Below are 20998 nucleotides of genomic sequence, written 5' to 3'. Positions count from 1 at the left end.
CCCTGCCTGACGACTACTTGTCGTCGGTCTCGCCTTCGGAACCCTCGCCGGGGATCGGCTCCTGTTCCGAAACCTCGGTGACCGGCGCCTCGGCGTCGAGCTCGTCCACCTCTTCCGCCATCGGCGGCACGATGGTGGCGATCACCATTTCCGCGCCCTCGGTCAGCTTGACGTTCGCCGGCAGCGTGAGGTCGCTCGCATGGATCGCGTCGCCGATCTTCTTGCCGGTCAGGTCGATGGTGAAGCCGTCCGGAATCGACTGCGCCGGGCACTCCACCTCGACGGTGTGATGCGCGATGTTCAGCGTGCCGTTGTCGGCCTTGATGCCGGGCGCGTCGTCCTCGTTCTCGAAATGCACCGCGACGGCGACCGTCACGATCGTGCGGTCCGAAACGCGCAGGAAGTCGACGTGGATGAGGGTGTCCCTGACCGGATCGAGCTGGAAGTCCTTCGGCAGGACCTTGATGGTCTGTCCGCCGACCTCGATGTTCGCGACGGTCGTCTTGAAGCCGCCGGCATGAAGCTTCAGGAACGTCTCCTTGTAGGGGACCGCGATCGGAAGGGGTTCCTGTTTGTCGCCGTAGATGACGGCGGGCACTAGTCCTTTGAGACGAAGCGCTCGGGCGGCCCCCTTGCCGACCTTTTCGCGCGCTTCGGCCTTGACCGTGTAGGTCTCGCTCATGGCTGAAGTCCTTTTCGTTTTCGGAGCTGCCGCCGGTATCCGGCGAGGCCGGACCGAAACGACGAAAAGCGGCCTCGCGGCCGCTTCACGCCCGCGCTGCCTCCAAGGGTGTCCGCGCGGGCAAGCGGGCTATACCGGCAAGCGGAAATTCGCGCAAGGCGGCCGGCGGTCAGGCGCTGGATCCGGGCGGCGGCGCGGCCTGCGCCGCACGGGCGAGAAGCCGCCGGTCCTGCCAGCGCCCGGCCAGCATGCCGAGCGCGAGGCCGCCGATGACGAGAGCCGCCGCGGCGAGCTTCCAGGCCGGCAGCGGTTCGCCGAGCCAGAAGGTCGAGGCCGCCATGCCGAAGATCGGCACGAGCAGCGCCATCGGGGTGACGGACGCCGCCGGGTAGCGCGACAGGAGGAAGCCCCAGGCGGCGTAGCCGAAGAGCGTGTTGCCGACCGTCTGCCAGACGACCGTCGCCCAGGTGCCGACGTCGGCATTCGCGATGCCGGCGCGGATCGCGTCCCAGCCTTCGAACGCGAAGCTGAGCGCGAAGAGCGGCGGCGCGGAGAACAGGCTCGCCCAGATCACGAAGGGCAGCATCGAGCGCACCCCGCTTTGCTTGGCGACGATGTTGCCGCAGGCCCAGCTGAGGGCAGCCGTCAGCGCGAGAAACAGGCCGAAGGGCGTAGTCGAGCCGCCGGTGTGGAGCGCGATCGTCGCGATGCCGAGCGCCGCGAGCACTAGGCCGGCCACCTGGTAGGACCTGACCCGCTCCTTGGCGATGAGGAGCGCGAGGCCGATGGTGAAGAACACCTGCGTCTGCAGCACGAGCGAGGCGAGACCGGGCGAAATGTCAGCGCGCATCGCGTAGTAGAGCAGGCCGAACTGACCGGAACCGATCAGCAGCCCATAGGCGGCGAGGCTGCGCCAGCGGACCTCCGGCTTACGGACAAGAAAGATGCCCGGCAGGCAGGCGAGGGTGAAGCGCAGCGCGCCGAACAGGAACGGCGGCAGGTGATCCAGCGCGACGCGGATTACCACGAAGTTCGTGCCCCACACCGCGACGACCGCGACGGCAAGGAGGATGTGGCGAAGGGGGAGGGTGGAATTCATGCCGGCGCTTGTTTCAGATTGGGAGACACTCGAGAAGCGATCTCAGAGCCAGCCGGCCTTGCGGAACCGCCAGAACAGGATGCCGCCGATCCCGACGATCAGGCTCACCGCGAACGGGTAGCCGTATCGCCAATGCAGTTCCGGCATGACGTCGAAGTTCATGCCGTAGATGCCGGCGATCGCGGTCGGCACGGCGAGGATCGCGGCCCACGCCGCGAGCTGGCGGGTGATCTCGCCCTGCCGCTGCTGTTCGAGGAGGCTCGAGGCTTCCAGCACCGAGGAGATGACTTCGCGCGCGCCGTCGACGCGGCTCGCGGCCCGCTGCACCTGGTCGTAGACGTCGCGGTAGTAGGGCCGCGCCTCGGCGTCGAGGAAGTCGAGCTCGAGATGCCCGAGCTTCGACATCACGTCCTCCATCGGCCCCATGATGCGGCGGAAGCGGATCAATTCGCGGCGGATGGTGAAGATGCGGTTGATCTCGGCGCGCGACAGGAAGGCGTCGAGCGCGCGCCGCTCGGTGTCGAGAATCTCTTCCTCGAAGGACTCGACGATCGGCAGGTAGCAGTCGACCACGAAGTCGAGGATGCCCCAGAGCACGTAATCGACGCCGTATTTCAGGAGGTGCGGCGACTCCTCCAGATGCGCGCGCAGCTTGGTATGGTCGCGCAAGGAACCGGTGCGCACCGTGATGATGTGCCGGTCGCCGACGAAGATGGCGGTCTTGCCGTAGGCGATCTCGCCTTCCTCCAGCCGTGCCGTGCGGGCGACGATGAACAGCTCGTCGCCGTAGACGTCGAGCTTCGGCCGGAGGTGATCCTGCGCCGCGTCCTCCAGCGCCAGCGGGTGCAGGTCGAAGCAGGTCTTGAGCTGGTCCAGCTCGTCGTCGGTCGGATCGACGATGCCGATCCATACGAATTCCTTGTCGCCGATCCTGACGTCCTCGGGCCGCGCGATCGAGACCTCGCGGGCGCGCTTGCCGTTCGCGTAGGCGTAGGCGGCGACCACGGTCATCGCAGCGGTCTCAGTCGAACAGGCTGGAGACGGATTGTTCCGTCGTGGTGCGGGCGATCGCTTCGCCGAGGAGGTTGGCAGTGGTGACGACGCGGATGTTCGGCGCGTTCAGGATCGCGCTCGTCGGCTGGATCGAGTCGGAGATCACCAGTTCCTGCAGCTTCGAGGCGGCGATGCGGGATACGGCCCCGCCGGACAGGACGCCGTGGGTGATGTAGGCCTTGACGCTCTTCGCCCCGATGGCGAGCAGCGCGTCGGCGGCGTTGCACAATGTGCCGCCGGAATCGATGATGTCGTCGACGAGCAGACAATCGCGGCCGCGCACATCGCCGATGACGTTCATCACTTCGGACTCGCCCGGCCGCTCGCGCCGCTTGTCGACGATGGCGAGCTGCGCGTCGATGCGCTTGGCGAGCGCCCGGGCCCGCACCACGCCGCCGACATCCGGCGAGACGACCATGGTGTTCGACAGGTCCTGATGTTCCTTGATGTCGCGCGCCATCAGCGGCACGGAGAACAGGTTGTCGGTCGGGATGTCGAAGAAGCCCTGGATCTGACCGGCATGGAGATCGAGCGTCATCACGCGGTCGGCCCCAGCCTCGGTGATGAGGTTCGCCACGAGCTTGGCCGAGATCGGGGTGCGGCCGCCCGCCTTCCGGTCCTGCCGGGCGTAGCCGAAATAGGGCAGGACGGCGGTGATGCGCTTCGCGGAAGACCGGCGCAGCGCATCGATCATGATGAGGAGTTCCATCAGGTGATCGTTGGCAGGGTACGACGTCGACTGGATGACGAAGCAGTCCTCGCCGCGCACGTTTTCCTGGATCTCGACGAAAATCTCCTGATCGGCGAAGCGCCGGACGGTCGCGAGACCGAGCGGCTTCTCCAGGTATTTCGCGATCGCCTCGGCGAGCTGCCGGTTGGAATTGCCGACGAATAGTTTCATCGTTGCGCCCGCCGTCTCAAGCGTCCCGGCGCAGTTTGGAACCGCACCAGGTTTCGTTTCGGCGGGCTGATATCAACAAAGCCGGCGGAAGCAAATCACGTCCGCCCCGCGTAAGCCGCTCGCGCCGCGAATTATTTTGCGGTGCGGTAAAGCGGAGACTTCTCAATCCGCCACGGGCAGGTCGAGCGTCAGCCGCGACAGGGGGTCGGGCGCGCCGTCGGTGGTGAGATAGGTGCGCCCCAGCGTCATCGCGGTCCCGCTGTCGGAATCCATGATGATCATGTGCGCGAAAAGCGTCATCGCCGGCTGGATCGGGTCGGCATTGCCCGAATAGAACATCTGCGGCTCCATCCAGGACGGCGCGTAGCGGGCGCCGAGCGAATAGCCGCAGGCGCCGAGGCGATGTCGCACGAGGTCGTGCGCCTCCATCACGCCCGCATGGGCGTCGAACACCTCACCGAAGGTGCGGCCGGGGCGCATCGCCTCCTCCACCGCCGCGAGCGCTTCCCGTGCCGCCGCGTGAAGCTCCAGATGGCGCGGCGTCGGTTGGCCGACGACGACGGTGCGCATTACGGCGGCATGGTACTGCGCCTTGACGCCGGCCCATTCGACGGTGAGCTGGTCCTGCGCGTCGAGCTTTCTGCGACCGGATTTGTAGCGGCAGAGCAGCGCATCCTCGCCGGAGCCGAGGATGAAGGAGTTGCCGGGATAGTCGCCGCCCGCCCGGAGGATCGAGCCTTGCAGCGCGTAAAGCAGTTCGGCCTCGTCCGCCCCCGACTTCACCAGCGGCAGCATCTCGTCGAACGCGTCGTCGGCAAGCCGCGCCGCCTCGCGCACGTAGTCGATCTCCGCCGGGCTCTTGATCACGCGTAAGGCCGGCACGAGGTCGGAGGCCTCCTTCAGCGAGGCGAAGGAACCGAGCCGTGCTTCCAAGAGCCGCCCGTTCGCCGCGGTCAGGCCATGCGTCGCCCATTCGACGCCGATCCGCGCGCCGAGCAGGCCCATCTCGTCCAGCATGTCTCGGAGATCGATCGTCGGATCGGCCTGCCCGCGGTCACGCCAGACGGTCACGGTCTCCAGCACCGAGGTGTGCCGCGCCTGCCGGAGGTCCGCCGAGCGGGTGAGGAGGCGCATCTCGCCGTCCGCCTTCACCGCGAGGCACTGGAAGAAGCAGAAGCCGAACGTGTCGTAGCCGGTGAGCCAATACATCGACTCCTGCGCGAAGAGCAGCATCGCGTCGAGCTTGCGCTCCGCCATCTCGGCAAGGAGGCGATTCTTGCGGGAGTCGAACTCCTCGCGCGTGAAGTGCAGCATCGTCCCTCGAGCCTCCGCTATTCGAGCACGATCGCGGATAGCTGCCGGCCGTAGTCCGGCTCGCCCCGGTGCGTCGTGCGCCGGTAGGAGAAGAAGTCGGCCTCCGCGCCATAGGTGCAGCGCCCGACGAAGCCCGCGGATGCGACCCCCGCCCGCTCCAGACGGCGCACGATCAGGCCTGGCAGGTCGAACTGCCGCTTGTCGGCCGAGCGGCCGGCCGCGAAGAACCGCTCCGCCTCGAGGTCGCCCTCGACGATGCCTTCGGCCATCGCGGCGTCCACCTCGTAGTTCGCTTGCATGATCGTCGGGCCGAGCACGGCGACGATGCGCGGCCGCTTCGCGCCGCAGCGCTCCATCGCCTCGATCGTCGCCTCCAGCACCCCGCCGGTCGCGCCGCGCCAGCCGGCATGCGCCGCGCCGACGACGCCGTTTTCCGCGTCCGCGAAGAGCACGGGGCCGCAGTCCGCCGTGACGACGCCGACCGCGAGGCCGCGCCGCGCGGTCGCGATGCCGTCGACCCGCGGTCGCTCGCCGTCGAACGGTGCTTCGACCACGACGGCCTCGGCGGAATGCACCTGCCACGGCGTCGCGATGTCGGCATCGGCGATGCCGAGCCAAGCGGTCATCCGCCGCCGGTTCTCGGCCACGGCGTCCGAATCGTCCTTCGAGCCGATGCCGGCGTTCAGGCTCTCGTAGATGCCGCCGGACGCGCCGCCGCTGCGCGTGAAGAAGGCGTGCCGGATGCCGGAAAGGCGCGAAAGGGTTTCGTCCCGCACGACATCCGCATCGCGGATGCCGGAGGTTTCTATCATGCGATGGTCCGACATGCGCCGGAGGGTGGTTCAGGCGGCAGTTGAAGTCAATCGGAACTCTGCCGGCAGCGGCCGGCTCAGACCGGGAACGGCGGTAGCGGCAGGGGTTGCGAGGCCGCGACGAGGACCTTGAACAGTTCCCCCATCTCGCCGTCCCCGCTTCCGGCGAGGCGGCGGGCCGCCGCGACGATTGTCTCGCGCTCGGCCTTGCTCGCGGCCCGCCCCAGCGCCGCGGCGCGTTCGCGGAGCCCCAGCGCGAGGAGGAAATCGCCCTGCGTCGCGATCGGCGCGACCGACGCCCCGGCATGCCGGAAGCGCGCGGCAAGCGCGGCGAAATCGACATGGCTGGTGATGTCGGCCAAGCCCGGCTCGGCGAGCGGATCGGAATAGGCATGGGCGCGCACCGCCTGCAGCGTGTCGCCGAAGCCGGGCTCGGCATGGCCGTAGTCGATCATCAGCGCCGCGCCGCCGTGGCGCACGATCCGCTCCGCGATCGTGCCCGCGATCCGCACGCGAAGCGGCGAGGCTTCGAACACGCTGCCGTCCGGTGGCGATCCGAGCCGGGCGAGGAAGGGCAGCGCCTCCGGTTCCGGCGCGGCATCGACGAATGCGAGGCGTTCGTCGCGAACGGCCACGCGGCGCTCCCGCCACCCGTCCGCGCCGGCGACGAACTGGCGGATGGCGACAGCGTCGAAGAGCTCGTTGGCGACAAGGAGCAGCGGCAGGGCCTCGACGTCTTCGATCCGCTTCGTATGCCGGATCGGCAGGTCGAAGGGTGCCAGACGTTCGGATTGCAGCATCGCCAGTCGATCACTGGTTTCGACCAGCGCGATCCGCGCCGCGCCGAGGCAGCCGGTGTCCAGCCGGCGAAGGGTACGGAGGATATCGACCATCAGGGTAGCGCGCCCGGGCCCGATCTCGGCAAGGACGAAGGGGCGCGGGGTGCCGAGTGCCCGCCATGCCGCCAGCAGCCATGCCGCGACCAGCTCGCCGAACATCTGGCTGATCTCCGGTGCGGTGGTGAAGTCGCCGCCGCGTCCGAACGGGTCGCGCGTCGCGTAGTAGCCGTGGTCGGGGTCGAACAGCGCCATCTTCCAGTAGCGCTCGACCGTGATCGGTCCTTCGCGGCTTATGAGAGCCGCGATGCGCTCGCCGAGCGGCGTCATGGCCGCGCGGGTACCTCGCCGACATTCGCGACCGCAGGCGGTGCGTAGCTGCGCGGCTTCGCCGTCGCGATGCCCCACGCGGCCACGAGCAGCATCGGGATCGAGAGTTCCATGCCGCGCGTGAACCAGTCCGTGCCGTAGAGATAGCCGAGCTGCGCGTCCGGCATGCGGAAGAACTCGACGAAGATCCGCATGCAGCCGTAGAGGCCGATGAAGACGCTGCCGACGAGGCGCGGTCGCCCGAGCGCCCCGAGACGATGGGTCAGCACCCGCAGGACGAGCCAGAGCATGACGCCTTCCAGCGCCGCCTCGTAGAGCTGGCTCGGATGGCGCGGAACGTCGCCGCCGGTCGGGAACACCATCGCCCAGGGCACGTCGGTCGGCGCGCCCCAGAGTTCGCCGTTCACGAAGTTGGCGATGCGGCCGAAGAACAGGCCGAAGGGCACGGCGGCCGCGACCACGTCGATCAGCGAGAAGACCGGCACCCGGTTCTTCCAGGTGAAGCCGACGATCGCGAGGACGACGCCGATCAACCCGCCGTGGAAGGCCATGCCGCCGTCCCAGACGGCGAAGACGGCGAACGGGTTCGCGATGTAGCGGTCGAGATCGTAGAAGAAGACCGAGCCGAGCCTTCCGCCGAGGATGATGCCGAGCGTGATCCAGAGGATGAAGTCGTCGATCTGCTCCTTCGTGATCGGCGAGACGCCGCCCGGCCAAAGCCTCGGATTGCCGACGAGGTGGCGGCCGTAGAGCCAGCCGCAGACGATGCCGGCGACATAGGCGACGCCGTACCAGTGGAGGGCGATCGGACCGATATGGAGGATCACCGGATCGATACGCGGATAGGCGAGCAGGCCGGCTGCGGGAAGCGAAAGCATGCGCGCCTTTTGCTGCCAAAGCGCGGCATTGCCAAGGGCAACGGCCATGCCTAGTTCAAAAGCAGGCTTTTCATTCCCGAACCGGAGCTCCGTCCATGGTATCCCCCCGAGGCCCGAACCGCGTCCTGGACGATTTCGCCCGCATGATGACCGACGCCGCCGGCGCCGCGCAGGGCATGCGGCGCGAGATGGAGACCTTCTTCCGCGCGCAGGGCGAGCGCCTCGTCGGCCAGATGGACCTCGTACAGCGCGAGGAGTTCGAGGCGGTACGCGACATGGCGGCGAAGGCCCGCACCGAGAACGAGGCGCTGAAGCGTCGCCTCGCCGAGCTGGAAGCGCGATTCGGCGGTGTCCATCCGAACCCCGGGCCGACGATGTCGGCGTCCTCGATGCCGTCCGCCGGAACGGAGCCGATGTCGGGGCAGGAGCCGCCCGTCGCGCCCGGACCGTAAGGCGTTCGTTAGCGGCAAACCGGTTATCCACAGGTTGCCCACAGAAATGCGCGCCGTTTTCCACCGGCGCGCCGACCCGCGAAACCGGAGTCGCTTGAGTCGCTTAGGCGTTCGGCCGGAAGCGCTCCGCGAGGCCGCTTCGCGACGAATCTCTTAATATCTCGATTGCCCCCTTCGGTCGAAGAATCCGCATCTGTAGACTGATTCCTATGGATGATTCGCGACCGCGCTCCGCGTCGGCGGCGACCATCCGCCCATCTTGCGGAGAAGGCCTCGCCTTGCGGACGATCGAGGACACGGACATCGAGCAGCGGCGCGACAACCCCGTCGACATGGTGGAGTTCGTCGCGTCGTCGCGCGAATGGGCGTTCGAACGGGCGGGGGACGACGAACTCGCGCTCTCGGTCGCCGGACGCTGGACGCAGTATTCGGTGTCGTTCGCCTGGATCGAGGCGTGCGAGGCACTGCATCTCGGCTGCGCTTTCGACCTCGCCGTTCCGACCCACCGCGAGACGGAAGTCCTGAAGCTGCTGTCGCGGATCAACGAGCAGCTCATCTTCGGCCACTTCGACCTCTGGGCGAAGGAAGGGGCGATCATGTTCCGCCACGCCCTGCTGCTGGCCGGCGGGGCGGACGCGACCTCGCAGCAGGCCGAGCGGCTGCTGGCCTCGGCGGTCGAGAATTGCGAGCGCTTCCATCAGGCGTTCCAGTTCGTCGCCTGGAGCGGCAAGTCGGCCGCCGACGCGCTGGCCTGCTCGCTGTTCGAGACCGTCGGCAACGCATGAGCGACAAGCCTCGAACTGCCGGCCGCGTCCTCCTGCTCGGCGGCGGCAACATGGGCGGCGCCATGGCGCGCGGCTGGGCGGAGCAGGGCAGCGCCGGCGCCATCCACGTGGTCGATCCGCAGCCGGGCGAAGCGCTTCGCGCATCGATCGAGGCCGGCCGCCTGACCCATTCGACCGCCGTGCCGGACGAGCGCTTCGACGTAGTCGTCCTCGCGGTGAAGCCGCAGACGATGGCCACGGCGCTGCCGCCGGTTCGCGCCGCCGTCGGCCCGCAGACGATCGTCATCTCCGTCGCGGCCGGAACCACCACGAAGACCATCGCCGACCATCTCGGCGACGGGGTCGCCATCGTGCGCGCCATGCCGAACACGCCCGCCCTGATAGGCCGCGGCATCACCGGATGCTTCGCGGGCGAGAACGTGTCGCAGCAGGTGCGCGACCTCGCGGAATCGTTGCTGTCCGCCTGCGGACCGGTCGTCTGGGTCGCGAAGGAAGCCGACATCGACGTGGTGACGGCCGTCTCCGGCAGCGGTCCCGCCTACGTGTTCCTCCTCGCCGAGACGCTGGCGGCCGCCGGCGAGGCGGCGGGCCTCACACCGGAACTCGCGATGACGCTGGCGCGCCATACGGTGGCCGGCGCTGGCGAGTTGATGGTCCGATCCGAAGACGCGCCGGCCGTGCTTCGGCGCAATGTCACGTCGCCGAACGGCACGACGCAGGCGGCCCTCGATGTGCTGATGGGCGAGGGCGGTCTCGCGCCGCTGATGCGAAGGGCCGTGGAAGCTGCGAAGCGTCGCGCCGCCGAACTCTCCGAAGGCTGATCGATGACCGCGGGAACCGCGCCCGAACCGCAGATCGCGTTCGACGACTTCATGCGCGTCGACATCCGCGTCGGCACCATCGTCTCCGCCGAGCCCTTCCCGGAAGCGCGCAAGCCGGCGATCAGGCTGATGATCGATTTCGGCGAGGCGATCGGCGTGAAGAAGTCCTCCGCGCAGATTACCGTCCACTACGAGCCGGACGAACTGGTCGGGCGGCAGGTGATCGCGGTCGTCAACTTCCCGCCGCGGCAGATCGGGCCGATGCGCTCCGAAGTTCTGACGCTGGGCGTGCCCGACGAGGCGGGCGAGGTCGTTCTGCTCGGCCCCGGCCACGCCGTGCCGAACGGCGGCCGGCTGTTCTAGGCCGGAATCCGCACCAACGCCCTCAATCCCCCCATCGACGAGTCCGACAGGAGGATGTCTCCGCCGTGGCTGCGGGCGATGTCGCGCGCGATCGACAGGCCGAGACCGGTGCCGCCCGCGTCGATATTGCGCGCCGTGTCGAGCCGCACGAACGGCTTGAACACTTCGTCGCGCTTCTCGGCCGGGATGCCTGGGCCGTCGTCCTCGACGGCGACGGTGAGCCAGCGCCCTTCGTGCCGGGCCCGCACGCTGATCCGGTTCGCGTGCCGCACCGCGTTCGCGACGAGGTTCGTGACGAGGCGCGTGAAGCTGTCCGGCCGCACCGTGATCAGCGGGTCGCCGTCGACATCCGTCTCGACGGACTTGCCCTTGCGGTCAGCGTCGGACTGCAGGCGCTGCATCATCTGCTCGAGGTCGAGCTCGCCGACATCCTCGCCCTGCTCGTCCTTGGCGAAGGCGAGATAGCCTTCCAGCATCCGCTGCATCTCCTCGACGTCCCGCTGCAGCTCGCGCTTGTCCTCGGACTCGTCCATGAACTCGAGTTGCAGCCGGAACCGCGTCAGGATCGTCCGGAGATCGTGGCTGACGCCGTTCAGCATCTGCGTGCGCTGCTCGATCTGCCGCTCGATGCGGTCGCGCATCTGGATGAAGGCGAGCGAGGCGCGTCGCACCTCCGAGGCGCCGGCCGGCCGGAAGTCGGCGGGCGTCTGCTGGCCGCGCCCGAAGTTGTCGGCGGCTTCCGCGAGCGCCTGGATCGGCCGGATCTGGTTGCGCAGGAACAGGATCGCGATCACGATCAAGACGAGCGACGTGCCGACCATCCAGATCCAGAAGATGTAGGTCTTCGAGGCGTAGACCGACTTGCGCTTGGCGACGATCTTCAGGACGTGGTCGGGGATTTGGACGCGGATCTCGACCGAGTTCGGATTGCTGGTGGTGTCGAGCCAAAACGGCCGTTTCACCTCGTCGGCCATCTCGCTGCCGAGGATGCCGTTCAGGATGTCGAAGATCGGGCTGCGCACCGGCGCCGGCAGGGCAGAAGGCGGCAGTACCGTCAGGTCAAGGTCCATGTCCTGGTCGGCGATGCGGATCACCTGCGACATCCGCGCATCCTGCGGAAAGGTCTCGATCATGTCGATGATCGACGCGACGTCGCGCACGACGGCCGCCGACAGGCGCTGCGTCACCATCTGCCAGTGCCGTTCCATGAACACGAAGGCCAGCACCGACTGGAGCAGCACCATCGGCGCGATGATAATGATCAGCGAGCGGGGGAAGATGCCCTTCGGCATGCTGCGCGCGAAGAACCGCGGGATCGGGCGGAGCGGTCCGCGCCGCCACGGCATGACGAGGGCGCCGTAGATCAGGCTGCCGATCCGGCTCCAGCCGCCGGCCTCGGGCTTGCCCTGGGTGTCGATCACCGTCATCGCGCCGTCAATCCACGTTGAGCCGGTAGCCGATGCCGCGCACGGTCTGCAGCCAGAGCGGGTTGGCGGGATCGCTCTCGATCTTGCGCCGCAGCCGGTTGATCTGGACGTCGACCGTGCGCTCGCCGACCTCGGTTTCGTCGCCGAGCAGTTCCTGGCGCTGGATCGTCTCGCCCGCCTTGCCGGCGAACTGCGTCATGATCTCCTGCTCGCGTTCCGTCAGGCGGATCACGTCCGCGCCGCGCTTCAACTCGCGCCGCGCCAGCGAGAAGGTGAAGGGGCCGAAGCGGACGTTGTCGACCTTCAGCACCGGCGTCGGCGTGCCGCGCTTCAGGATGTTGTTGATGCGCAGCACGAGTTCCCGCGGGTCGAAGGGCTTCGCCAGGTAGTCGTCGGCGCCGGCCTCCAGCCCCTCGATGCGGTTCTCCGTTTCGGAGCGGGCCGTCAGCATCAGGATCGGCGTGTCGCGCTCGGCCGAGAAACTGCGCACCAGATCGAGGCCGCTCTCGCCGGGCATCATCACGTCCACCACCAGAAGGTCGAAGTCGAGGCCGGACAGGATCGTGCGCGCCTCCGCCGCGTCGGCGGCGCTCGACACGCGAAAACCCCGCTCGGACAGGAAGCGCGAAAGGAGGCCACGGATGCGCCGGTCGTCGTCCACCACCATGATATGGGGAGCGTCGTCCTGCGGCGTCGCCTTCCGGGCGCTTTCCGCGCTTTCAGCCGTGGTGCTCATCGCTTCAGCTCGCAATCCTCGCCGATGCCCTGCCGGTCGAACCACGCCATCGTCGCCTCCCGTTCGCCGGCCATGCCGAGGAGGAAGCGCGTGATCGACCGCGGGTCGCCCGTATCCGCCGCTCCGAGCGCGGCCTCGATGCGCATCGCCTGCGCGCGGGACAGTTCGAGCGTCAGCTCCCGCCCGCGCTTCGTCGGGTAGAGCCGGCGCTGGCGGCGATCCTCCTCGCCGGGCACCTGCTCCAGGAAGCCGCCGTCGAGCAGTTGCCGCAACACGCGCGACAGCGACTGCTTGGTTATCTGCAGCAGCTCGAGGATGTCGGCAACCGTCATGCCCGGCGCGCGGTTGACGAAATGCAGGACGCGGTGATGCGCCCGGCCGAAACCGTACTGCTCCAGCACCACGTCGGCATCCGCCGTGAACTGCCGATAGGCGAAGAAGAACAGTTCGATGATGCGGAAATCGACCTCGCCGCGCGTCGCGAGCCCGTCCGTCACGACGTTGCGCGCGGCGGACTTTCCCTTCGCTGGCTGCAAAACGGCGGTGTCCATCAAATTAGGTCAGCACTATTGACGTATCTGCATCGCATTGTTACATATCCATCGTCCTCGGAGAACCGCCGTCGCCCGTTCGATAGGCGGTTCGAAGCGGAGGTTCTCGGCAGGCGGTCGTGGCGGCGATAGTCGTATGCCCGGCCCCCGGCCCATTTCGGCAACCAGCTTCGAGGAGATGCCGTCCGGCATTCGACCGATCATGAGCGCAATTCCTTTCGACCAGCGTGATGGCGAAATCTGGTTCAACGGCGAGTTCGTCGCCTGGCAGGACGCGAAGGTGCATGTGCTGACGCACGGCCTGCACTACGCGAGCGCGGTATTCGAGGGCGAGCGTGCCTATGGCGGCGAGATCTTCAAGCTGCGCGAGCACACCGAACGGCTCATCGAATCCGGGCGCATCCTCGGCTTCGCGGTTCCTTATTCGGCCGACGAGATCGACGATGCCTGCACGGCGCTGCTGCACCGGCAAGGCCTCGGCGACGCCTATGTGCGACCGATCGCGTGGCGCGGCAGCGAGATGCTGGGCGTCGCGGCCCAGAACACCCGCATCAACGTCGCGGTCGCGATCTGGCAGTGGCCGAGCTATTTCGATCCGGCCCAGCGCATGCGGGGCATCCGGCTCGACATGGCGGAATACCGCCGGCCCGATCCGCGCACCGCGCCCTCGCGCGCCAAGGCGAGCGGCCTTTACATGATCTGCACCATCTCGAAGCACATCGCCGAGGCCAAGGGTTACGCGGACGCGCTGATGCTGGACTGGCGCGGGCAGGTGGCGGAGGCGACGGGCGCGAACGTGTTCTTCGCCAGGGACGGCGCGCTGCACACGCCGCTCGCCGACTGCTTCCTCGACGGGATCACGCGCCGCACGATCATCGATCTGGCGCGCCGGCGCGGTATCGCGGTGCACGAGCGTGCGATCATGCCGGAGGAGATGGCAACCTTCTCCGAATGTTTCCTGTGCGGCACGGCCGCGGAAGTGGCGCCGGTGACCGAGATCGGCCCGTATCGCTTCACGCCCGGCGAGCTCTGCCGCCGCCTCGTCGAGGACTACGCCGCCGAGGTGACGCCGAAGCGGCTCGCGGCGGAATGAGTTCGTCCCGCCCGTCGGAAGCGATCCGGCCGCGTGTCGAGATCGTGCCGGTCACGCCGTTCGCCCAGAACTGCGCCATCCTCTACGACGGCGATTCGATGGAGGGCGCGGTCGTCGACCCCGGCGGCGACGTCGAGCGCATCGTCGCCGCCGTCGCTCGGCTCGGCGTGACCGTCGCCGCCATCTGGCTGACGCATGGACATATCGATCATGCCGGCGGCGCGATGGAGCTGAAGGACAAGCTTCGCGTGCCGCTGGTCGGACCGCACGAAGCCGACAGGCCGTTGCTGGAAGCCATCCAGAATCAGGCGCGCATGTTCGGCGTGCCAGGGGCCTTCCGCGACGTCGTGCCGGACCGCTTTCTCGTCGAGGGCGAGGTGCTGAGCCTCGGGCGGCACCGGTTCGAAGTGCTGCATTGTCCCGGTCACGCGCCGGGCCATGTCGTTTTTTTCGAGCGGAAGGCCCGCTTCCTCCACGCGGGCGACGTGCTCTTCCGCGGTTCGGTCGGGCGGACCGATCTCTGGGGCGGCGACCATGCCGCCCTGATCCGGTCGATCAAGACCAAGCTTCTTCCGCTCGGTGACGACGTGGACTTCATCTGCGGGCACGGCCCAGGCGGCACGCTCGGGCAGGAACGGCTGACGAACCCGTTCCTGAACTGACAGCCAGGCTGCCCACGTCTTTGAATCGGTCCGGCCGGACGCCCGAAGACGCCCGGCCGGCCCTTTCTCCGGCCACTCGATACGCAAGGCCGGAAGAGGTCGCGCCGACGGCTCAGTCGCCGGTGCAGAAGCGGGTCGAGCCGTCCTCGGCCGTGTAGGTTCCCCGCTCGGGATCGAAGTTCAGGAAGGCGCGGCTGCAATAGCGCTGCCAGGAGTCCGACCACGGGGCGAGGGCGGGTTTTGCCGCCGGCCGCTCCGGCTCGCCGAAGCCGGAGCCGATCCGCATGATCTTGGTGTTGCCGACATAGGTGATGCTGACGCTGCCCTTCGGCGCGCGGTAGCGGTCGAGCCGTTCCGAAGCGACATCGATGATCTTCGCGCCGGTCGGATATGCCCGCTCCGTGTCGGCATCGCGGTCGGCGTCCTCGTCGCCGAAGTCGATGAAGCTGTTCGATCCGTAGCCCGGGTAGACGCCGGCCCTCGATCCGCCTTCGGAATCGTCGGGATATTCGCCATCGATGTCGTAGGGGCTATCGTCGAACTCGATCACCGATCCGTGCGAGCGGTAACGATCCCGCCCGTGGCCGCGGTGTCGATCCGCCGACGAGCGCAGGTTGGATGCGCCGTAATATTCGCGCTCGGATCCATAACCCGGACGCTCCGCGCCGTAGCCACGCGAGCCGCTGCCGACGACGCCGCCGACCGCCGGGTGCCGGTCCAGCGCCGCCGCCTCGCCGACATGTCCCAAGATGCATCCGGACACGGCGACAAGGGCCGCCAGACCGAATGTCCTGAAGCTGAAAATTCGCATCGCATGCTTCCCGTACCGGCCGGATGGCCTCTTGGGAAACTTCGAGCATGCGGCGTGCCAGCCGATTCCGTTTCAGAATGGCACGATCAGCGTCGGGAGCAGTGAGGCCGGAGCAGGCGAGGGCGAAAACGGGTCCAGCCCGTCCCGTTGCGGGACAGGCAGGTCACTTCCTTTCAAGGCGACGGCTGGAAGCGGCGTCGCGATCGATCGGTGCTGCGGCTCAGCCCGACGTCATCAGGTTGACGGCCTTCGGACCCTTGCCGCGCTTGTCCGGCTCGGTGTCGTAGGAGACCTTCTGATTCTCGGTCAGGCCCGGCAGGCCGGAGGCCTGGACGGCGGAGATGTGGACGAAGATGTCCGGTCCGCCGTTATCCGGCTTGATGAAGCCGAACCCCTTCTCGGTGTTGAAGAACTTTACGGTACCAGTCTGCGCCATCTCGATTTCCTGTTCCTGGCTGTTCGGTTCGCCTTGTCGGCATTCGCAGGCAAGTCTCGAACTTCAAGAATAGGAAGCGATACATCGCAGAGCCTGTGTCCCCCCAGGTCCCGCTCGGAGTAAGCGTCTCCGATACGCATTCCGCCCAGTCCCATTGTGTTCACGAAATTGCCCGAACATCGGAATTAATGCAGTCGACGGGTAGGATTTGCAAGCAGCTTTTCGCCGACGTTTCTTTCGAACGCCTCCAGCTCAGTGTAATTGCAGGAAAACTAAGTGGAAATCGTGAGGAATGACCGTCCTTTGAAGTTGCTGCTCGCAGGCTTTTCCGCCTTTCCCGGCGCGCCGGAGAACCCGTCGGAACGCCTCGTCAGAGAATTCGACGCCGTCGCCTTTGCGGAAGGCGCATGTATCGAACGCCTCGTCCTGCCCGTCGAGTGGAAGCGGAGCTGGCGCGTGCTCGAGGCGGCGATCCGGCGGACGGCGCCGGTGGCCGTGCTCCTCGTCGGCCTGCATGCCAGGGCGAAACGCTTTCGCATCGAGACGCTGGCCTTCAACGAGCGTGCCCTTGATCGGCCGGATGCGGCAGGGCGTCTCGCCCCGGCGCCGGACATCGGCGCGGGACCCGCAAGCATCGAGGTCAGGTTACCGTTCGACGCACTGGAACGCGACCTCGCGGCGGTGGGCATCGACTTCGAACGTTCGAGCGATCCCGGTCGATACCTGTGCAACGAGACGCTGTTCCATCTCTGCCTCAACGGCGACGAACTGGGCGTGCGCTACTACGGCTTCATCCATACGCCGCTGACCGACGAATGCGTCACCGATGCCGAGCGGAGCGGTCGGCCGAAGGAAGTACGGCGAACGGTCCGATCCTCCGAGTTGCGCTCGATGACCGAGACGGTGCTGAACTGTCTGGCGTGGGCGCTGGCACAAGAAGCCGAACGATCGCCGATGCCGACGGCGTAGCGAATAGGCATCTGTCCGCGTTTCTTTTCGACGACGGGCAGGAACGTAGGGACGCCGCAAGCGTTAACATGGCAGAAATGAGACTGGAATCGGGCGACCGATTCGTCTTCGAAGGGATTTCCGTCATGATCCGCGTTCTTCTCGCCGCCGCCCTGTCCTGCGCCGTGGTCCTGCCGGCTGCGGCGCAGAGCGGTCATCGCCGTGTCGTTGCCGAATCGGAGCGGGTCGCGTCGAACTATGGACCGATCGGCGATCAGATCTACGCGCCGGGTCTGCCGGGCGTCGCGCTCGACGCCACGCAGACTACCGAGCGGCCGAGCGGCCCTGGCGGCCTTTCGAACGGCGTCGGCGGCTACGGCACGATGATGCCGAACTCGTCGAGCTCGAACGGCCAGATCCTCAACGATCAGGGCAACGGCATCGGCTTCCCGCTGTCGTCGCCCCGCCGCGACATCGACTGACGGCGACGAAACCGCAGCTTTCCGGCCCGGTTCGGCATCCGCCGGGCCGGGCTTTTCGTTTGGGCTGACGGCGGAAAACGAAAGACCTCGCGTCCCTGATGGGAGCGAGGTCATCGCGGCTCGACCCGGCTGTCTCTCGGGCGAAGGCACGGAAGCATCGAACCGCCAGTCCATCCGTGGTCGGCTCGACGGCTCCCGTACGAGCCATCCTTAACGCCACTCTGTGACAGCACGCTGACGCGAAGCTTGCGCTTTGTGGCGAGAGCGGTCGGCTTCAAATGATGGCGGGCGGCAGCTATGAGGTTACAGATGCCAACTTCGACCGGATCAGCCCTCGCATGAAACGCACCGCCCTCGTTCTCCTCGTCGCGACGCTTGCGCTGACCGCCTGCTTGTCGAAGGTGCCGCCGGAGCAGCGCGCCAACGACGCGCACTGGCGGCAGACCAGCGAACAGCTCAGCCGGCCGACGACGCTGAACTGAGATCATGGCGCAGCGTCCGCGCATCGTCGCCCTCGACATCATCGATACGGTCTTCCGCATCGACGCGCTGGGTCCGGCGGTCGCCGCGCACGGACTGGCGGCGAGCGACGCCGAGACGCTTTACGCCGGCATGCTGCGCGACGCGATGGCCTTGAGCCTCGCCGGTTCCTATGCGCCGCTGCCGGAGGTGATGGCCGGCGCGCTGGGTCAGCTTCGAGCGAAACGCGGCCTGCCGCCGAGCGATCCGGCCCGCGAGGCGGTGGCCGAGGCGATGAAGCAGCTGCCGCCGCACGACGATGCCGGTGCCTGTTTCCGGACGCTGAAGGATGCGGGCTTTCGGGTGCATGCGCTGTCGAACGGCGCGGCGAGCGCGACGGAGGGGTTGATCGAGCGGGCTGGCTTCGCGGGCTTCTTCGACGGCGTGCATTCGGTGGAACTGGCACGGCGCTATAAGCCGCAGCGTTCGGCCTACATGTCCGCCGTCGAGCAGATGCGGACGGAGCCCGGCGACGTGATGCTCGTCGCGACGCATGCCTGGGACTGCCACGGCGCGAAGCAGATCGGCATGCCGACCGGCTTCGTCCGGCGCGGGCAGCCTTGGCCGGCGCATTTCGACGCGCCGGACGTCGCTGGCGAGACGCTGCGCGATGTCGCCGAGGCAATCGCCGCGCTCTGACTACTCCGCCGCGTCCATGAAGCCGCCGGTCTGCCGCGCCCAGAGGCGGGCGTAAAGGCCGCGCTTGTTGACGAGCTCGGCATGCGTGCCGGTCTCGACGAGGCGGCCGCGGTCCATCACCACCAGCCGGTCGAGGCGGGCGATGGTGGAGAGGCGGTGCGCGATGGCGATCACCGTCTTGCCGGCCATCAGTTCGGTCAGGCTCTCCTGGATGGCGGCTTCGGCTTCGGAGTCCAGCGCCGAGGTCGCCTCGTCGAGGATCAGGATCGGCGCGTCCTTCAGGAGCACGCGGGCGATGGCGATGCGCTGGCGCTGGCCGCCGGAGAGCTTCACGCCCCGCTCGCCGGCATGCGCGTCGTAACCGCGCCGGCCGCGATAGTCGACCAGCGTGTCCACGAACCCTTCCGCGCGGGCGCGGCGCACGGCGTCGTACATCTCCTCGTCGGTGGCGCCGGGGCGGCCGTATTTGAGGTTGTCGCGGATCGAGCGGTGCAACAACGAGGTGTCCTGCGTGACGACGCCGACTGCGGCGCGGAGCGAGTCCTGCGTGACGCCGGCGATGTCCTGGCCGTCGATGGTGATGCGGCCGCCTTCGAGGTCGTAGAGGCGCAGGAACGTGTTGACCAGCGTCGACTTGCCCGCGCCGGACGGGCCGACGAGGCCGATCTTCTCGCCCGGGCGGATCGTCAGGTTCAGGTGGTCGAGCGCGCCGCCGCGCTTGCCGTAGTGGAACGACACGTCCTCGAAGCGGATCTCGCCGCCGGAGACGGCGAGGGCGGGGGCGGCCTCGCGGTCCTTGATCGTGTGGCCGACGGAGATGGTGGTGATGCCGTCCTGCACGGTGCCGACGTTGTCGAAGATGGCGGTCAGCTCCTGCATGATCCAGCCGCTCATGTTGATGATGCGCACGACGAGGCCGCTGGTCAGCGCGATCGCGCCGACGGTGACGGAGCCGAGCGTCCACAGCCAGACGGCGAGCGCGCCGGTGGCGAGGATCAGCGCGCTGTTGGCGGAGCTGACCATCAGCGTCATGCCGGTGATGAAGCGCTGCTGCGTGTAGAACTTGGCGGTATGGTCGGTGAGGGCGTGGTGGGCGTAGTCGTCCTCGCGCTCGGCGTGGGCGAAGAGCTTCACCGTCTGCATGTTGGTGTAGCTGTCGGTGACGCGGCCGGTCAGCGTCGAGCGCGCCTCGCTCATGATCTGCGCGGCCCGGGCGATGCGTGGCACGTAGTGGCGCATCACCAGCGTATAGACGACGAGCCAGACGAGGAGCGGCAGGGTCAGCCGCCAGTCGGACTCGACGAAGAGCAGCAGCGCGCTCACCACGTAGACGGCGACGAACCAGAGCGCATCCACCACCTTCACGGCGGAATCGCGCAAGGCCGGGCCGGTCTGGATGACCTTGGCGGCGACGCGGCCGGCGAAGTCGTTGTTGAAGAACGAGATCGACTGGCGCAGCACGTGCCGGTGGTTCTGCCAGCGGATCATGTTGGTGACACCCGGCGCGATGGTCTGGTTCTTGACGAGGTCGTGGGCGGCGTTGACCAGCGGCCGGGCGATGCCGATGACGAAGGCCATCCAGAGGAAGGTGCCACCGTGCTCGGCCCAGAGCCGGGCGGGCGTCGTCGTGTTCAGGATGTCGACGACCTCGCCGATGTAGCGGAAGATCGAAACTTCCACGATGGCGACCAGGAAGGCGAAGACGACCAGCGCGCCGAAGCTCGGCCAGACCTGGCGGAGGTGGTGCCAGAAGAAGCGCCCGAGCCCGCGCGGCGGCTCGATGGCATCGTAATGCCGGAACGGATCGACGAAGGATTCGAACAAACGGAACACGGGTCTGCTCCGGGCAGCAAGATGCAGGCGACCCGAAGGAACCGAATCGCGGGCGAGGGGATAGCGGCGGAGCTAGGCCCGCTTTGGGGCGGGAACAGGGCCGGGCGCGAAGTTTTCCGCCGGATGGAAAGCGGCCAGACGCCGCGTGCCGGACGCGCTTGCGCGATCCCGCGCCGCGAAGCGGCCGGGGTGTGCCGGTGGTCCGTTCGTGGCCGTCCCGGTCAGGAGAGCGGCGGGCGCCGAGGGCAGAGCCCTCCGACGTATGCTACTCGTCAATGCGGCCTGCCTTCGGCGCCCGCGCGAGCTTCTTCCGACGCTTCTCCCGCCGGTGCGTCACCCGGCGGTCCCCCATGCCTTCGGCCGGATAGCGTCTCCGGCCTCAAGGGCGTGATCCGAACATTGTCCTCGGCTACACAGCCGTTCGGGTTCCTCGGCTTGCTCCCGGCCGCTGTCGCCAACGGCCGGCACGGGTTGCGCGTCGACCGGGCTTCCGACCCTTCCGGAAAGGATCAGCAACCCGGACCCGCCCGCCACC

General features: G+C 67.8%; 24 protein-coding genes. 10 read left to right on the top strand and 14 right to left on the bottom strand.

Annotated elements, in window-relative coordinates; genetic code table 11:
* Positions 1 to 13 precede the first annotated feature (13 nt).
* The 8 genes from F6X38_RS11315 to lgt form a co-directional block, all read right to left on the bottom strand.
* A complete protein-coding gene (locus F6X38_RS11315; protein ID WP_150969932.1) occupies positions 14 to 682 on the bottom strand; it encodes a 50S ribosomal protein L25/general stress protein Ctc in 669 nt (222 codons plus the stop codon).
* A 169-nt stretch (positions 683 to 851) separates the two neighbouring features.
* Complete coding sequence (locus F6X38_RS11310) at positions 852 to 1781, bottom strand: EamA family transporter (RefSeq protein WP_150969931.1); 930 nt, start codon at positions 1779 to 1781, stop codon at positions 852 to 854.
* 42 nt (positions 1782 to 1823) lie between these two features.
* Positions 1824 to 2792, bottom strand: a complete 969-nt coding sequence (gene corA, locus F6X38_RS11305; RefSeq protein ID WP_150969930.1) for a magnesium/cobalt transporter CorA — start codon at positions 2790 to 2792, stop codon at positions 1824 to 1826.
* Positions 2793 to 2802: 10 nt separating this feature from the next.
* The gene (locus tag F6X38_RS11300) at positions 2803 to 3735 is read right to left on the bottom strand and encodes a ribose-phosphate pyrophosphokinase (protein WP_150969929.1); all 933 of its coding nucleotides are present in this window, start codon (positions 3733 to 3735) and stop codon (positions 2803 to 2805) included.
* A 162-nt stretch (positions 3736 to 3897) separates the two neighbouring features.
* Positions 3898 to 5049, bottom strand: coding sequence for a M24 family metallopeptidase (locus F6X38_RS11295; RefSeq protein ID WP_150969928.1), 1152 nt, complete (start codon positions 5047 to 5049; stop codon positions 3898 to 3900).
* Positions 5050 to 5066: 17 nt separating this feature from the next.
* Positions 5067 to 5876 carry a peptidoglycan editing factor PgeF gene (gene pgeF, locus F6X38_RS11290; protein WP_150969927.1) on the bottom strand — a complete coding sequence of 270 codons (810 nt, stop codon included), beginning with the start codon at positions 5874 to 5876 and terminating at the stop codon, positions 5067 to 5069.
* A 62-nt stretch (positions 5877 to 5938) separates the two neighbouring features.
* Positions 5939 to 7027: a class I SAM-dependent methyltransferase gene (locus tag F6X38_RS11285; protein WP_150969926.1), complete on the bottom strand. Its 1089-nt coding sequence runs from the start codon at positions 7025 to 7027 to the stop codon at positions 5939 to 5941.
* Positions 7024 to 7905 carry a prolipoprotein diacylglyceryl transferase gene (gene lgt / locus F6X38_RS11280; protein ID WP_150969925.1) on the bottom strand — a complete coding sequence of 294 codons (882 nt, stop codon included), beginning with the start codon at positions 7903 to 7905 and terminating at the stop codon, positions 7024 to 7026. The genes F6X38_RS11285 and lgt overlap by 4 nt, the downstream gene beginning before the upstream one ends.
* 95 nt (positions 7906 to 8000) lie before the next feature.
* Here lgt and F6X38_RS11275 point away from each other — a divergent pair, with 95 nt between their 5' ends.
* The 4 genes from F6X38_RS11275 (at position 8001) to F6X38_RS11260 (ending at position 10326) form a co-directional block, all read left to right on the top strand.
* Positions 8001 to 8357 (top strand): accessory factor UbiK family protein, encoded by a 357-nt coding sequence (locus tag F6X38_RS11275; RefSeq protein WP_150969924.1) that lies wholly within the window; start codon positions 8001 to 8003, stop codon positions 8355 to 8357.
* Between the two features lie 332 nt (positions 8358 to 8689).
* Entirely contained in the window at positions 8690 to 9142 is a 453-nt protein-coding gene (locus tag F6X38_RS11270) for a type III secretion system chaperone family protein (protein ID WP_425482849.1), read from the top strand.
* A complete protein-coding gene (gene proC, locus F6X38_RS11265; RefSeq protein ID WP_150969923.1) occupies positions 9139 to 9963 on the top strand; it encodes a pyrroline-5-carboxylate reductase in 825 nt (274 codons plus the stop codon). Before F6X38_RS11270 ends, proC begins: the two co-directional genes overlap by 4 nt.
* Positions 9964 to 9966: 3 nt before the next feature.
* On the top strand, positions 9967 to 10326 hold the full coding sequence (locus F6X38_RS11260) for a tRNA-binding protein (RefSeq protein WP_150969922.1): 360 nt from the start codon (positions 9967 to 9969) through the stop codon (positions 10324 to 10326).
* Here the strand turns inward: F6X38_RS11260 and F6X38_RS11255 are convergent.
* The 3 genes from F6X38_RS11255 to F6X38_RS11245 all read right to left on the bottom strand — a co-directional run bounded on the left by F6X38_RS11255 (position 10323) and on the right by F6X38_RS11245 (position 13040).
* On the bottom strand, positions 10323 to 11672 hold the full coding sequence (locus F6X38_RS11255; protein WP_150970024.1) for an ATP-binding protein: 1350 nt from the start codon (positions 11670 to 11672) through the stop codon (positions 10323 to 10325). The genes F6X38_RS11260 and F6X38_RS11255 overlap by 4 nt on opposite strands.
* A gap of 88 nt (positions 11673 to 11760) precedes the next feature.
* Positions 11761 to 12489, bottom strand: coding sequence for a response regulator (locus F6X38_RS11250; protein ID WP_150969921.1), 729 nt, complete (start codon positions 12487 to 12489; stop codon positions 11761 to 11763).
* A complete protein-coding gene (locus F6X38_RS11245; RefSeq protein ID WP_150969920.1) occupies positions 12486 to 13040 on the bottom strand; it encodes a MarR family winged helix-turn-helix transcriptional regulator in 555 nt (184 codons plus the stop codon). The genes F6X38_RS11250 and F6X38_RS11245 overlap by 4 nt, the downstream gene beginning before the upstream one ends.
* Positions 13041 to 13242: 202 nt before the next feature.
* Between F6X38_RS11245 and F6X38_RS11240 the strand changes: the two genes are divergently transcribed.
* Positions 13243 to 14133 (top strand): branched-chain amino acid aminotransferase, encoded by an 891-nt coding sequence (locus tag F6X38_RS11240; protein WP_150969919.1) that lies wholly within the window; start codon positions 13243 to 13245, stop codon positions 14131 to 14133.
* Complete coding sequence (locus F6X38_RS11235; protein WP_150969918.1) at positions 14130 to 14795, top strand: MBL fold metallo-hydrolase; 666 nt, start codon at positions 14130 to 14132, stop codon at positions 14793 to 14795. The genes F6X38_RS11240 and F6X38_RS11235 overlap by 4 nt, the downstream gene beginning before the upstream one ends.
* A 112-nt stretch (positions 14796 to 14907) precedes the next feature.
* Here F6X38_RS11235 and F6X38_RS11230 read toward each other — a convergent pair whose 3' ends face one another.
* Positions 14908 to 15606: a BA14K family protein gene (locus F6X38_RS11230; protein ID WP_150969917.1), complete on the bottom strand. Its 699-nt coding sequence runs from the start codon at positions 15604 to 15606 to the stop codon at positions 14908 to 14910.
* A 220-nt stretch (positions 15607 to 15826) separates the two neighbouring features.
* Positions 15827 to 16042 carry a cold-shock protein gene (locus F6X38_RS11225; protein WP_150969916.1) on the bottom strand — a complete coding sequence of 72 codons (216 nt, stop codon included), beginning with the start codon at positions 16040 to 16042 and terminating at the stop codon, positions 15827 to 15829.
* 303 nt (positions 16043 to 16345) lie between these two features.
* Here F6X38_RS11225 and F6X38_RS11220 point away from each other — a divergent pair, with 303 nt between their 5' ends.
* The 4 genes from F6X38_RS11220 (at position 16346) to F6X38_RS11210 (ending at position 18630) form a co-directional block, all read left to right on the top strand.
* Entirely contained in the window at positions 16346 to 17011 is a 666-nt protein-coding gene (locus F6X38_RS11220; protein WP_161992723.1) for a pyroglutamyl-peptidase I, read from the top strand.
* 125 nt (positions 17012 to 17136) lie between these two features.
* Complete coding sequence (locus F6X38_RS11215) at positions 17137 to 17472, top strand: hypothetical protein (RefSeq protein ID WP_150969914.1); 336 nt, start codon at positions 17137 to 17139, stop codon at positions 17470 to 17472.
* 338 nt (positions 17473 to 17810) lie between these two features.
* Positions 17811 to 17954, top strand: coding sequence for a hypothetical protein (locus tag F6X38_RS23375; RefSeq protein ID WP_161992722.1), 144 nt, complete (start codon positions 17811 to 17813; stop codon positions 17952 to 17954).
* 4 nt (positions 17955 to 17958) lie between these two features.
* Positions 17959 to 18630, top strand: coding sequence for a haloacid dehalogenase type II (locus tag F6X38_RS11210; protein WP_150969913.1), 672 nt, complete (start codon positions 17959 to 17961; stop codon positions 18628 to 18630).
* On the opposite strand, the gene F6X38_RS11205 is transcribed toward F6X38_RS11210, so the two are convergent.
* Positions 18631 to 20463: an ABC transporter ATP-binding protein gene (locus F6X38_RS11205; protein WP_150969912.1), complete on the bottom strand. Its 1833-nt coding sequence runs from the start codon at positions 20461 to 20463 to the stop codon at positions 18631 to 18633.
* Between the last annotated feature and the right edge of the window lie 535 nt (positions 20464 to 20998).

This window comes from Plantimonas leprariae (assembly GCF_008802405.1).
GTDB lineage: Bacteria > Pseudomonadota > Alphaproteobacteria > Rhizobiales > Rhizobiaceae > Plantimonas > Plantimonas leprariae.
The sequence above is the reverse complement of the archived record's forward strand: the minus strand, read 5'-3'. Positions and strand labels throughout refer to the sequence as shown.